This window comes from Fictibacillus phosphorivorans (assembly GCF_001629705.1).
Taxonomy (GTDB): domain Bacteria; phylum Bacillota; class Bacilli; order Bacillales; family Fictibacillaceae; genus Fictibacillus; species Fictibacillus phosphorivorans_A.
The window spans coordinates 378,657-393,037 of the sequence record NZ_CP015378.1; the positions used below are offsets into that span (position 1 = coordinate 378,657).

Below are 14,381 nucleotides of genomic sequence, written 5' to 3' on the forward strand. Positions count from 1 at the left end.
GAATATAACCTTCTAAGAGCTAGCTTTCTTTTTATTTAAACCGTCTCCCTCTCAATCAATCGTACCTGAACTTCTTCATGTGAAACGTCCTGAACATTCAATGCTTGCTGAAAAAGTTTCTTTCCTACTTCTACAAAAGGAATTTCGAGTGTTGTCAGATGCATGACTTTTGAGATGGGTTGATTATCAAAGCTCATGATTGCTAGGTCGTGTGGAACGGCTAGGCGGTTTTCTCTGCAACTCATTAGGATGCCAGCTGCTACTTGATCACTCGTCACAAGTAGAGCGGTAGGACGATTTTTCATGTTCGATAGATGCTCTGCCACACGAACACCATCTTCAACATCATAACGATCTGTGAAGATGTAACTCGGTTCATAGGGTAAGGTGAATCTTGTTAAGAAATCTTTATACGCAACATCTCGCTGGATGCTGTTTGCACCTGTCTGTCTGCCAATCGTATAACCAATTCGTTGATGTCCTTTTTCATATAAATAATGGAGAGCCATGGTAAACGTTTTATAGTGATCAATAAACGTAGAGGAGATCTTATCGTTTCTTGAATCTTCACAAAGGACGATAGGTCCATACACCGAGTAACTTTCGATGACGTCCCAGGCACAGATCCTCGAACAGATGATCAGCGCATCAATCTGCTTATCTTCAAGCATCTTCAAAGCTTCTATTTCTTTTGTTTCCTTATAGTTCGTTTGTATAAGAGCAAGCTTATAGTTCTGTTCTAATGCGGCATTCGCGATTCCTTCGATCAATAGACCGAAGTAAGGATGGTTAGAGAACGGAACAACTACACCGATTAAATGAGTTTTTCCTTTGCTCAAATGAACGGCGTTAATGTTACGGTGATAGTTGGATTTTTTCATAGCCGCTTTAACGGCTGATACTTTTTCCTCGCTAACATAGGGGTGATTGTTGATTACACGGGAGACTGTCGTAACAGAAACACCAGCCAACTTCGCGATATCTTTAATATTGGTCATGCCTTCACCTTTTCTTAAAAAGTTTTTCTTGCTCTGAAACGCGTTTCATACCATACCCTTTGCATATACACAAAAGGAGGTATGCCTTGTGGTGATTTTAACCGGCATCGTCAGTCTGATTTTCATGTGCGTCTCTATCCTATACCTATCTTCGTTTACAATTTCACTTCAGGAAAAAAGCAGGCTTTCCAAAAAGAAAAAGGATGATAAGGATCACTTTCGTTATTTATTTGATGTGTATGGTGACTAACTTATGAACTTATTGTAGTAACATCTGTAAACTTGTTCAACTCCATTGCCGAACTCAGTCACAATCAGTTAAACTGTAAAAATATTAACGCTCTACTTTTGGGTAGAATGATGGTAAGTAATATATTGGAGAGTATGCTTAATGGAAATGGAGAAACAAGAAACCTACGATATCATGGCAGTCTGTTTATTAGCAGGTAAAATTATGTTACAAAGCGGAGCAGAAACGTACCGTGTGGAGGATACGATGATGCGTATCGCTTCTTCTTTTGGTGCTTATCAGTCTCATCCTTATGTAACACCAACAGGCATTCTTTTTTCTGTAGAAGGCAACGAGCCAACGAAGACAAAGTTGATTCGAATTGTCGAACGAACTACAGATTTAGAAAAGGTTGCTCAAGTGAATGGGATATCGCGTAGAATCAGTGCTGGTGAATTTACGATTGAAGAAGCATATAAAGAGTTAAAAAAAATTGGTGAATCAGGTTCACCTTATTCTCTATGGATTCATGTACTAGCTGCAGCCGTCTCTTCAGGGTGTTTCTTGATCATGTTTCAAGGGGAATGGAGAGACTTTTTCCCGGCTTTTATTACAGGTGGACTAGGGTTTTTATCGCTGTTGTATTTTCACCAACTTGTCCCGATCAAATTTTTCTCAGAGTTTTCTGCATCCCTTTTAATTGGATTGCAAGCACTCTTCTTTGTTTCGACAGGGATAGGCGGTGAGCTGGACAAGATTATTATTGGCTCTGTCATGCCTTTAGTACCCGGGTTGCTCATTACGAATGCTGTTCGTGATCTTATGGCAGGACACCTTATTTCCGGACTAGCTAAAGGCGCAGATGCCTTTTTAACAGCATTTGCAATAGGTGCAGGAATTGCTGTAATTTTTTCATTTTTTTAAAAAGGAGCGTTCACGATGACAATTGTTGAACAAATCATTACAAGCTTTATAGCATCAGCAGCGTTTGTTATCATTTTTAACGGTCCAAAACGCTCTCTTTTTCATTGTGGTCTAGTAGGAATGATCGGTTGGATGTTCTACTTCTTATTAGAAACAAATGGTGTAGACATGGTGTTAGCAACGGTTATCGCATCGTTTACGATTGCTATCGCTTCGCAATACTTTGCCAAAAAGTATAAGACACCCGTCATTATCTATAGTGTAGCCGGCATTATTCCCTTAGTACCTGGTGGTATTGCATACAATGCGATGAGAAGCTTCGTCGAGAATGATTATAATCTTGCAATTAATTTAGCTGCTAAAGCCTTCATGATCTCAGGATCTATAGCGATTGGTCTTGTTTTCTCTGAAGTCATCAACCAGATTATTCGGAAATCTAAGCTTAAAACGATTGTAAACAAAACGCACTAAACAAAATAGGCAGTTTCTAAACCATCTGGTGATCAGGTGGTTTTTTTATGCAAAGCTTTTCATACTTATATTCTCCTATTTTTCCTGGATTTTTAAGATTCAACTAGGAACTGTACACGACAAAAGATACAAATGTCCATACTGGAAAGAATTTTATCTTGTTTTCTTACCACGACTAACTTCATAATAAGAAAAAACCATGAATGATATTGGCGTTTCTAGTCACAATTTGTAATCATATATGATTTATCTTATAATTACAAATAGATAAAATTTTCAGTCAAATACAAGGGGGTAAAGTTTTGAACAGCTTTGAAACGTTTGTAGGAGATGCAGTGGCGATTCTATGGAGTCAGCCGATGATTTATTTTTGTTTAGGTGTAGGGCTATTATTTTCAATTTTAACGAGATTTTTGCAAGTTCGTCATTTTAAAGAAATGATCAAACTCATGTTAGAAGGAAAGAGTTCTAAAGCAGGAGTTTCTTCTTTCCAAGCTTTGGCGATCGCATTATCTGGCCGGGTAGGAACAGGTAACATCGCAGGAACAGCAACTGCTATCGGATTTGGTGGCCCTGGGGCGGTCTTCTGGATGTGGATGATCGCGTTTATCGGTGCTTCAAGTGCTTTTGTTGAATCTGCACTTGCTCAAGTTTATAAAGTAAAACAGGACGGGGAATACCGAGGTGGTCCTGCGTACTATATTGAAAAGGGTATTGGTTGGAAATGGTATGGAATTATTTTCGCAGTCTCTGCACTAGCTGCTATGGCGCTACTGATGCCGGGTATTCAATCTAACTCAATTGCTGCTGGACTTGATAATGCTTTTAACATCAATCCGTCCGTAACGGGTATTTTCTTAATTGTCATTTTAGCCGCTATTATTTTTGGTGGTGTTAAAAGGATTGCCAATGTAGCGCAATATGTTGTTCCCTTTATGGCAATTGGCTATGTGCTTGTTTCGTTAATCATCGTTGCTTTTCATATCCCTCAGATTCCTGAAGTACTTTCTTTAATTTTCAGAAGTGCGTTCTCTTTTGATTCTGCATTTGGAGGAATTGTAGGTTCAGCGATCATGTGGGGCGTTAAGCGTGGAATCTATTCAAACGAAGCGGGGCAAGGTACGGGGCCTCATCCGGCTGCTGCCGCAGAAGTATCGCATCCTGCTAAACAAGGACTTGTACAAGCGTTCTCTGTATATATTGACACATGGCTTGTATGTACAGCTACAGCGTTTATGATTCTTTTTACGGGTATGTACAACGTTCAAAATGAAGCGGACAAGTCATTTATTGTCGAGAACATTCCTAACGTAGAAGCGGGTACTGCTTTTACACAAGAAGCCATTGAATCTGTTCTTCCTGGATTCGGTTCAGGTTTTGTAGCAGTTTCCCTATTTTTCTTTGCTTTCACTACAATCATGGCGTATTACTATATCGCAGAAACGAATATTGCCTACCTCATGAGAGGCCGTAATAACAAAATTCCAATGTTCCTGCTCAAGGTTGTATTGTTAGGAACGACCTATTATGGCGCAGTAAAGACAGCGGACTTGGCTTGGGCGCTAGGGGATCTCGGCCTAGGAATCATGGTTTGGCTGAACTTAATCGCTATACTCATACTAGCAAAGCCAGCACTTCGTGTTTTAAAAGATTACGAGGAACAAAAGAAAGCAGGGCTTGATCCTGTTTTCGATTCAACCAAACTAGGCATAAAGAATGCAGAGTATTGGGAAGGCGGATATAAAGAAGCACAAGGTAATAATGAAGAGAAAGTATCATAATAATTGTTTTTGAACAGGCTGTTTGTAGCAGCCTGTTTTTTTTATGTGGTTTAAATAGGGAGCTTTACAGGAATTCTTATTAAAAAGATGTTTTGGTGTACTTTGTTGGTTTTGGAAGTAGTTGATTTCCGCTCCAGGTTGCTCGCTTTCCGCGGGGCGACAGGTGAGCCACTTGCCGCTTTGCGCCTCTAAGTGTCTCACCTGTCTAGTTGCAGTGGCTAGCCCCTCGAGGTCAAAAGTTAAATAGACCATGAAGGTAAAGACCACCTTCCTTGTCTATTCACCTTTTGCTTGTCGGGGCTGAACGAGCCACTTTCACTTTTAGGTTTGACCGCTCGTCCCGCAGGAGTCGGCACCCTTACGCTACAATCAACTTGTCAAATGAAGAGAAAAAAAGAAAACATCTTAAAGCAGCAATCTTTTAGAAAAGAGCTTTGTTGCTTTTGGAAGTACACTTGTCACTAAGAATAAGCAGATTAACCAGCTATTACGAATGTTAAAAAATACAAAACAAGAGTGGAGGCAGACCTTTGATTGAACTACTTAAAAAGGGAAATAAATCGTCCGGCATTGCCGCATTAGGAAACACAGTACTCGCTATCGCTAAAGGAATTGCTGCCGCAGTCAGCGGAAGTGGTGCCATGTTTGCGACAACTCTACATTCTGCTGCAGATGCCCTAAACCAAGCGTTTGTATTTTTCGGAAGTGCTCTTTCTGAAAAAGAACCGACTAAACGATTTCCGGCTGGTTTTGGCCGCGTTGTGAATCTGTTCGTTTTAGTAGCTGTAATCGTAGTTTCTATCATGGCTTACGAGACAATATTAAAAGGGTGGAAGCTTATACAGAATCCACAGTCTTCAACAAACCTATTATTAAATATATCAATCATGATCCTAGCGATCTTAGTTGATGGTTTCATCCTCATTAAAGCGATGAAGGAGATCGTTCACGAGACGAGAAGTGAAGCAAAAGGATTTGGGATTGTAAAGGAGTCTTTTAAGAATGTTGGTCTAGCTGCACCACCAACACGTTTAGTTTTTTATGAAGATTTAATCGCTACTTCTGGTGCTTTATTAGCTCTTATCTCTATCGTATTAGCAGACCTAACTGGCGCTTATATATTGGATGGGATCGGAACATTATTGATCGGAATCCTTCTGGTCGTTGTAGCCTTTAAGTTAGGAATTGATAACACACGCGGGTTGATCGGTGTTGCTGCACCAAAAGTAGTTGAAGACCGAATTGCGGATACGATTCTTTCAGATCAAGACGTCGTAGATATAAAGGAACTAAGAATTCTGCAAGAAGGACGAAGATATCATGTTGAAAGCTATATCGAATTAAAGGAAGGATTTACCTTGGCAGATGCTGATGATATTAAGTATCGGGTGCGAGATAAGCTTTTAGAAGATACGGATATTGGTGATGTTACGATGGGAATCTTAGAAACTGACCATGTAAAAACGTGGCCGAAGGAAGCAGAAATTGAAGTAAACGGTACAGAAGATAAGACAGAAACAACCCGCTGAGCCTATTAGCGGGTTTTCCTTTTACTAAAAATAGGATAAGAAGTCGAAATAGTTAAATATTTTTAAGAAAAAGGATAAAATAATACTAGAATGGTTAAGTTTGTTAAACATCGGTGATGTTCGGGGGATAGATTATGTGGAAAGTGTTTTCGTATTTAAAAGCATACCGTGTCGCGATCGGGGTTGCATTATTTTTAACATTAACTGAACTTGGAGTGGAACTTCTGCAGCCGTTAATCATGGCTAAGATTATTGATGATGGTATCTTGAAGAGCGACTTGAGTGTAATCAAGTATTGGGGAGCTGTCATGTTTGGGCTGGCTCTAGTCGCATTTGCAGCAGGTATTGCAAATTCATTCTTCTCAGCACATGTTAGTCAGAACTATGGTTTTGATATTAGACGGCGTGTATTTGAGAAGGTGCAATCTTTTTCTTTTGTGAATTTCAATAAGTTTCCTGCTTCTTCATTAATAACACGAATGACCAATGATGTAACGCAACTTCAGAATACCGTTTTTATGAGTTTGAGGATTATGCTGCGTGCACCGCTATTACTAGCCGGTGGAGTGACCATGTCTTTAATCGTGAATTGGAAACTGGCTTTAGTACTAGTCGTTTTGTTACCAATCTTGTTATTTTTCTTAAAATGGGTTCTCCAGACGGCAGGCAGTATGTTTCGGGATGTACAAGATAGGTTGGATGGTGTGAATCGTGTAATGCGTGAAAATCTGATGGGAATGCGACTGATTAAAGCATTCTTACGAAGAGATTTTGAGAAGAATCGGTTTGAACAAGCGAGTAGCGAGTTGAAGGAGAAAACAGTCTCATCTCTTCGCTTGATCGAAGTATCGATTCCTGTCTTATTGTTTGTCATGAATATTGGAATTTTATTTATTCTCTGGTTCGGCAGCAGACAAGTGAGCATGGGTTCGGTTGAGGTTGGAGAAGTGGTTGCGATCGTAAACTATTCATTCCGTATTTCTTCTGTACTGACAATCATATCGTTTATTATTATGGCTTTCTCCCGTGCAAAAGCATCTGCACAGCGAATAGGAGAAGTCCTTGATACAGAGATAGATCTCGTTGAATCTCCAGATACAGATAGCTCTTTGACGATAAACAAAGGAGCAGTCGAATTTAAGAATGTTTCTTTTCATTATCCAGAAAGTGATGTGCCGGTTCTGAGAAATCTTTCTTTTTCTGTAAAACCAGGTGAGACGTTAGCGATTCTTGGTTCAACAGGTTCAGGTAAAACTTCACTCTTTCAACTCGTACCAAGGCTATATGATGTAACAGAAGGAGAAGTACTTGTTGATGGGAAAAATGTAATGAACTATCCGATTGAAAAGCTTCGAAAAGGTATTGGAGTTGTTCCTCAAGAAGCCGTTCTTTTTACAGGATCCATTACAGAGAATATCGGATGGGGTAAAGAAGACGCTACTTCTGATGAGATCATCTCTGCTGCCGTTGATGCGCAAATTCATGAGACTGTTGAAAAGTTACCGAATCAGTATGATACACGAGTGGGGCAGCGTGGTGTTAACCTCTCTGGCGGACAGAAGCAGCGCTTGTCTATTGCAAGAGCGCTCGTTCGTAAACCAAAAATACTCATGCTCGATGATAGTACGAGTGCTTTGGACTTGAAAACAGAAGGAAAGTTGCTAAAAGCGTTAAGAACTTATTCTTGTACAACGTTCATTATTACGCAAAAAATCAGTACGGCTATGGAAGCTGATCATATTTTGCTTTTAGACGATGGAGCTGTTGAAGCATGGGGTACACATGAAGAACTACTGAACACATCACCTTTATATGTAAAAATCGTTCAATCACAGTTTGGGGAGGAGGACTTTCAGCATGTCAAAGGGTTCAAACAGACCTCATCCACATAATCATTTATTTGGCAAAAAAGTAAAACCTAAAAATTGGGCAAGTACGATCAAACGTATCGGGAGTTATTTTTCTGATCAAAAGTTTCTGCTGAGTCTAGTGTTACTCATGGTCATCATAAGCTCAGCATTAAGCTTGCTCGGTCCGTTTTTAATCGGTATGGCAATAGATTCGTATATCGTAAAAGAAAATATGGAAGGACTGAACAAACTACTATTCGGTCTTATCTTTGTTTTTGTAGGTCAATCCCTTTCAACTTGGCTGCAAAACTATTGGATGATCGGGATCGCGCAAGATACCGTATTAAGAATGAGGAATGATCTGTTTAACCAGTTTCACCGATTATCGATTTCCTTTTTTGATAAACGGCAACATGGTGAACTGATGAGTCGTGTAACGAATGATATAGAAAACGTCAGTTCCACATTGAATAGTTCGTTTATCCAAGTATTCTCAAGCATACTTACCCTTGTTGGAACAGTAGGGGTCATGATCTATTTAAGTCCGATATTGACGCTGATCTCTTTATCAATCGTCCCACTCATGTTCTTTGGATTAAAGTGGATAACGAAAAGAACAGGCGCTCGCTTTAAAGAACAACAGAGAAATCTGGGAGAGATTAATGGTTATATTGAAGAGATCACTTCTGGACAGCGGATCGTTAAGTCCTTTTCACAGGAAAAAAGAGTAATGGAAGAATTCATGGCGAAGAATGAACGATTGAAAGAGTCTGGCTATTGGGCGCAGACCTTCTCAGGCTTTATTCCGAAATTGATGAATGTTCTTAACAATGGAAGCTTTGCGTTAATAGCGGGAATCGGCGGCGTACTTGCGTTGAACGGGAAAGTATCGATCGGTGTCATCGTGATATTCGTTGAGTATTCTAGACAATTTACAAGACCGCTCAATGATTTAGCCAACCAATTCAATACGTTACTGTCTGCCGTTGCTGGGGCAGAGAGAGTTTTTGAAATCCTTGATGAATCACAAGAAGAGATGGATGAAACAGGCGCTGTAGAACTGACTGCAGTAAAAGGTAAAGTAGAGTTTCAAGATGTTTCTTTCTCTTATGAGAAGGATGAAAAAACAGTGAGTGGATTGAATTTTTCGGTGAAAGAAGGAGAGACAGTAGCGTTAGTAGGACCGACCGGTGCAGGAAAAACAACTATCGTAAATCTGCTTTCTAGATTTTATGAGAGTGATAGCGGTCAGATCTTAATTGATGGACATGACATTAAAAAAGTGAAAAGAAGCTCGCTTCGCAGTCATATGGGGTTTGTACTTCAAGATTCCTTTTTATTTGAAGGAACCATCCTTGAAAATATACGGTATGGACGTTTAGAGGCGACGGATGAAGAAGTGATAAATGCTGCTAAACTAGCGAATGCTCATTCTTTCGTTAAGAAGTTGCCAAAAGGCTACAACACGATATTGAATCAAGAGGGCAGCGGCATCAGTCAGGGACAAAAACAGCTTCTATCTATTGCTAGAGCGATCTTAGCGGACCCGTCTCTATTAATACTAGATGAGGCAACAAGTTCCATAGATACGATTACTGAGATGAAGATTCAAGAAGCTCTGCAACGTCTTATGCAGGGAAGAACTAGCTTTGTGATTGCTCATCGATTGAATACGATTCAACAGGCTGATCAAATTCTAGTTCTTCATGATGGAGGTATCCTTGAAAAAGGGACACACGATGAATTACTTAAAAATAAGAAATTCTATCATTCTCTTTATCATAGTCAATTAAAACAAGATGCTTGATCAGAGGATGAGATAAGGCTTTAGGCATAATAAAAGGGCGATTCTGGAAGGAATTGCTCTTTTTTTGTCGTATTCATAGAACATAAGACACTCGGACGAAGGAGTATAGAATGATTGTTGAGAAGCTGCTTTTACATGTATTAATTGTTCTTGCGCCTGTATTGAGCTATAGCTTTTTATTTGAACATCGCAAAATAGGGAGATCGCCGTATTTTTTAGGCTTGTTATATGGATCGGCCGCATCACTCTGCATGTATTTTGCTTATTATGATTCCTCGTTGTACTGGGATCTGAGATACGTTCCAGTCGTTCTCTCTATTTTTTATGGAGGTCCTATTTCTGGAATCATAACGATTGTTGCTCTAATGCTCACTAGAACGGCAATGGGTGGTGAAACCCTGTACTTAGCGTATATCGTAGCCGTTATTTCATGTGCAGTACCTTTTCTTATCTATAACTGCTTCTGGAAATCCACCCCAAAGAAGAGGGTTTACCTTTCCATTATCACAGGATCATGGCCTGCGCTTGTTCAGTTGATCATCCTGTTAATCTATCTGTATTTTAATGAAGATTTTTTAGGATTTGATCAAAAATTAGTCCTATATATAGTTGTGTTTGGCACCATTCAAATCTTAGCTGTTGTTTTCGCAGCCGTCTTAAATGAATCTGTCATCGAAAGAAACTTGATGAAGGATGAGATCAGGCGTTCCGAGAAGCAGCATACGCTTGGAGAGCTTGCGGCATCCATCGCACATGAAGTTCGTAATCCACTAACCGTTGTAAAAGGATTCCTTCAGTTGATGGAAGGAGAAGACGAGCGCCATAAGCATTACTATCCACTCATCTTAAGTGAATTAGGAAGAGCAGAAAATATTATCAGCGATTATCTAAACTTTGCCAAACCAGAATTTAAAAAGATTGAAACGTTTCCTCTTCCTTTATTAGTCATGGAATTAAGTATTTTATTAAATCCTTATGCGTTAAAGGAAGGCATTTCACTCACCCATACCATTGAATCAGATGCAGTTCTTACAACAGACCGCAATCAGTTAAAACAAGCTCTTATAAATATATTAAAAAACGCTGTAGAAGCAACGCCAAAAGAAGGGCGTGTATCAATAAAGCTTATGGAAGAAGATGATAGCGTAAAGATCATTGTGAGGGATACGGGTAAAGGAATGACAAAAGAACAGCTTGCCCGTGTGGGTTCTCTCTTCTTCTCGACGAAAGAGCAAGGAACTGGGTTGGGAACGATGGTGTCTACGCGAATCATCGAATCAATGGGAGGAAGAGTAGATTATACGAGCAAGTTAGGAAAAGGGACAAAAGTCAGTGTTACGTTGCCTCTCACTCATCTTCTTAGTAGAGAAACGGTTTAAAAACCGTAAATAAGGGGAAAATGCTGAGAAGAGGTGAAGCAGCATGGATGAACTCTTTAAGTTTTTTGGAGGCTTTTTAAATGTCAGCTTATTATTAGTTGTCATTATTGTCATATTAATCGTGCGCCAAGCTAGAAAGAAAAAGCCAAAAAATGAAGAAGAAGACTATTTAAATCACAAAGAAAAACATTCAAAAGAATGATGTTCAAAAAGCCTGTAGATTCTACAGGCTTTTTTGGTAATATGTCGCATTTTATGTTTTCTGTTTAAAGTTTATTTTATTTAAACGTTTGGGAAGGTTTTCTATTTCTTACGTCGAAGTTACATACACACCATATGTGAAGAAGCACACATCAAGGAAACTTTTTTTGAGTGTGTTTTTTTAATCTTTAAAATTTGCCATTCCTAGAACATGCGTCGTATAATTTTTGTATAATATTTTGTATATAGATTGTAAAAGTAGAAGGAAGGTATGCATGTATGAAATCTGTAGCTGTAATTGGTGCGGGTCCTGGTGGTCTAACTGCAGGAATGCTATTAGCCAGTAAGGGATATCAAGTGACAGTATACGAAAAACAACCGTTTATCGGTGGGCGTACTTCTGCTTTTCATCAAGATGGTTATACGTTTGATCGGGGTCCAACCTTTTTAAATATGCCTCACATCTTGGAAGAAATGTTTCAGCTTGCAGATCGACGCTTAGAAGATTATATCGAGTTAAAGAGACTTGAGCCGATGTATCAGCTGAAATTTAAAGATGCAACGATTGATTCTACAACAGATCAATCCACCATGTATAACAATATTGAAGAGGTCTTTCCCGGCAATGGTGAAGGCTATCGACGTTTTATGAAGAAAGAAAAAGAAAAGTTTGAAGCACTTATGCCCATCTTACAAAATAAGCATGATTCTTTATTGGATTATTTGCAGCTTAAATTTATTAAAGCGTTGCCGAAATTAACGGTGACGGATTCATTGCACGATCAACTTTCAAAGTATTTCTCTGATGAAAGACTACGACTCGCCTTTACCTTTCAGGCAAAATATTTAGGCATGTCCCCTTGGGAATGTCCGGGCGCATTTACGATTCTTTCTTATATGGAGCACGCATATGGGGTTTATCATCCTGTAGGTGGTGTGAACAAAATTACAGAAGCAATGGTTAAAGTGATTAAAGAATACGGTGGTGAAGTAGTCACTTCATCGGGTGTGAAAGAACTCATTATAGATAGGGGCAGGGTGAAAGGACTTCAACTTGATTCAGGTGAAAAAGTGTTTGCGGATGAAGTAGTGGTTAACGCTGACTTCGCTCATGCGATGGAGAAGTTGATGCCTAAAGGATCTACAAAAAAATATACAAGCGATAAGTTAATGAAAAAGAGCTATTCTTGCTCTGCGTTTATGCTCTACGTAGGTGTGGATAAGAAATATGATCTTCCCCATCATACGATCGTTTTTTCTGAAGATTATCGTAAGAATGTTGAAGAGATTACGAAGAAGAAGATTTTGTCACAGGATCCTTCCATCTATATTCATAATCCTTCTGTAACAGATCCAACTCTTGCGCCAGAAGGGAAGTCGGCTCTATACATTTTAGCCCCGGTTCCTAACAATTTTAGCTTGATTGATTGGGAAGAACATAAACATGACTTTAAAAAGCTTGTTTTAGCGCAGCTTCAAGAACGAACTGATTTTAAAAATTTGGAACAGCATATTGAAACAGAATATATGTTTACGCCGCTTGATTGGGAAAACAAGCTCTCTGTTTATAAGGGAGCAACGTTTAACCTAGGTCATCAGTTAACTCAGATGATGTACTTTAGGCCGCATAATAAACAAAAAGAAATCGAAGGATTATGGCTTGTTGGCGGTGGTACTCATCCCGGAAGCGGTCTTCCTACGATCATGGAATCTGCCCGTATCACAACAACCATGATGGCAGAGAAACATAGCAAGATGGAGGTACAATCTGTATGAATGCTGGAATTGTTGGCGGAGGTATTGGTGGCTTAATTACAGCACTCTACTTAAGGAAACAAGGTAAGGAGGTTACGATTTATGAGAAAAGTTCCAGACTGGGCGGCAGGCTGAATTTTTTTGAAAAAGAAGGATATAAAATAGATAGCGGTCCTACAATCGTGCTGCTTCCCGAAATGATCTATGAGATTTTAAGTGAAGTTGGCATTGAGCGTGATGAGCTAGAGCTGATCTTATGCAGTCCCATGTATAAGCTGAATTATCCAGACGGATCTCATTTTTATAAAACGAGTGACCTGCCGGGACAGTTGAACGAGATCAAGAGAATGTTTCCAGGTGAAGAGCAAGGGTTCTTACGGTACGTAACGGATATGTACGAGCGTTTTCACCAGGGGAAAACAGCATTCTTAGATCGTTCTTTCGTAAATCGAAGGGATTTTTGGACACCGAAAAACCTACACACACTTACTAAACTAAAAGCCTATCAATCTGTAAAAAAGTTAGCAGAAGCGTATTTCAGCCATCCTAGAATGCAAGAAGCTTTTTCGTTTCAAACTCTGTATATCGGAGGATCACCTGAAAACTCCCCAGCCATGTATTCGCTCGTGCCATTTAGCGAACATGCTCATGGGATTTGGTATGTAAAAGGCGGATATGGAAGTGTTGTAGACTTGCTCCAAAGAAAGCTAGTTGAGCAAGGCGTGGAGATCCGCTTGAGCACCCCAGTAGAAGCGTTATCGTTACAAGGGAATTTATGTAACGGGGTGGTGACAGAAGAAGGTACACATCTGCATGACATGGTCATCTATAATGGTGACTTTCCAGGTATTCACCATCTCATTCCTGGGCCAAAGCCGGTCAAGAAAAACTACGAATCTTCTTCTGGTTGTTTCCTTTTGTACCTTGGACTAGACAGAATGTTCGATGAAGCGGATGTTCATCAGTTCTTTATGACGGATCACTTTGATGAACATATGCGAGAAGTATTTTTACAAAAGAAGTTGCCTCGTGATCCGGCCATATACACGTTCTATCCTTCAAAAATTGACCCAACACTTGCGCCAGAAGGTAAAAGTGTATTATACGTACTTGTTCCCGTTCCTTCAGGTGAAACCGTAGATTGGGAGTTAGAGAAACAAAGTTATGCAGATTTTATTATTGATTCATTAGAAAAACGAGGATATCCAGGGCTGAAGGATTCGATCGTGTGGAGCGAAATCCGCACACCTAATGATGCACTCACAGATGGGCTTTACCAAGGAGGCAGTTTTGGCATTGCGCCAACCTTGAAACAATCCGGTGTGTTTCGGCCACAGATCAAACCTCTACCATACGAAAATCTGTATGCCGTAGGTGCGTCCATCCATCCAGGTGGAGGAGTTCCCATCGTTATGCAGAGTGCAAAACATCTAGCCAAATATCTTGAAAGGGCGTGA

The 14,381-nt window shown here is 39.7% G+C and carries 11 protein-coding genes; 10 read left to right on the plus strand and 1 reads right to left on the minus strand.

Annotation, left to right across the window (positions count from 1 at the left end; genetic code table 11):
* Nucleotides 1-35: 35 nt before the first annotated feature.
* The gene (locus ABE65_RS02030) at nt 36-998 is read right to left on the minus strand and encodes a LacI family DNA-binding transcriptional regulator (RefSeq protein WP_066390972.1); all 963 of its coding nucleotides are present in this window, start codon (nt 996-998) and stop codon (nt 36-38) included.
* A 391-nt stretch (nt 999-1,389) separates the two neighbouring features.
* On the opposite strand from ABE65_RS02030, the gene ABE65_RS02035 reads away from it, so the two are divergent.
* The 10 genes from ABE65_RS02035 (at nt 1,390) to ABE65_RS02080 (ending at nt 14,381) form a co-directional block, all read left to right on the plus strand.
* Nucleotides 1,390-2,151: a threonine/serine exporter family protein gene (locus tag ABE65_RS02035; RefSeq protein ID WP_066390976.1), complete on the plus strand. Its 762-nt coding sequence runs from the start codon at nt 1,390-1,392 to the stop codon at nt 2,149-2,151.
* A 15-nt stretch (nt 2,152-2,166) separates the two neighbouring features.
* Entirely contained in the window at nt 2,167-2,622 is a 456-nt protein-coding gene (locus ABE65_RS02040) for a threonine/serine exporter family protein (RefSeq protein WP_066390979.1), read from the plus strand.
* 359 nt (nt 2,623-2,981) lie between these two features.
* Nucleotides 2,982-4,403, plus strand: coding sequence for an alanine/glycine:cation symporter family protein (locus tag ABE65_RS02045; RefSeq protein WP_066399660.1), 1,422 nt, complete (start codon nt 2,982-2,984; stop codon nt 4,401-4,403).
* A 530-nt stretch (nt 4,404-4,933) separates the two neighbouring features.
* Nucleotides 4,934-5,932, plus strand: a complete 999-nt coding sequence (locus ABE65_RS02055; protein ID WP_066390983.1) for a cation diffusion facilitator family transporter — start codon at nt 4,934-4,936, stop codon at nt 5,930-5,932.
* A 134-nt stretch (nt 5,933-6,066) separates the two neighbouring features.
* Nucleotides 6,067-7,824, plus strand: coding sequence for an ABC transporter ATP-binding protein (locus ABE65_RS02060; RefSeq protein WP_066390984.1), 1,758 nt, complete (start codon nt 6,067-6,069; stop codon nt 7,822-7,824).
* On the plus strand, nt 7,790-9,589 hold the full coding sequence (locus ABE65_RS02065) for an ABC transporter ATP-binding protein (protein WP_066390986.1): 1,800 nt from the start codon (nt 7,790-7,792) through the stop codon (nt 9,587-9,589). Before ABE65_RS02060 ends, ABE65_RS02065 begins: the two co-directional genes overlap by 35 nt.
* A gap of 110 nt (nt 9,590-9,699) precedes the next feature.
* Nucleotides 9,700-10,968, plus strand: a complete 1,269-nt coding sequence (locus ABE65_RS02070) for an ATP-binding protein (RefSeq protein ID WP_066390987.1) — start codon at nt 9,700-9,702, stop codon at nt 10,966-10,968.
* 43 nt (nt 10,969-11,011) lie between these two features.
* On the plus strand, nt 11,012-11,170 hold the full coding sequence (locus ABE65_RS21710; RefSeq protein WP_153238203.1) for a hypothetical protein: 159 nt from the start codon (nt 11,012-11,014) through the stop codon (nt 11,168-11,170).
* Between the two features lie 278 nt (nt 11,171-11,448).
* Entirely contained in the window at nt 11,449-12,945 is a 1,497-nt protein-coding gene (locus ABE65_RS02075) for a phytoene desaturase family protein (protein ID WP_066390988.1), read from the plus strand.
* Complete coding sequence (locus tag ABE65_RS02080) at nt 12,942-14,381, plus strand: phytoene desaturase family protein (RefSeq protein WP_066390989.1); 1,440 nt, start codon at nt 12,942-12,944, stop codon at nt 14,379-14,381. The genes ABE65_RS02075 and ABE65_RS02080 overlap by 4 nt, the downstream gene beginning before the upstream one ends.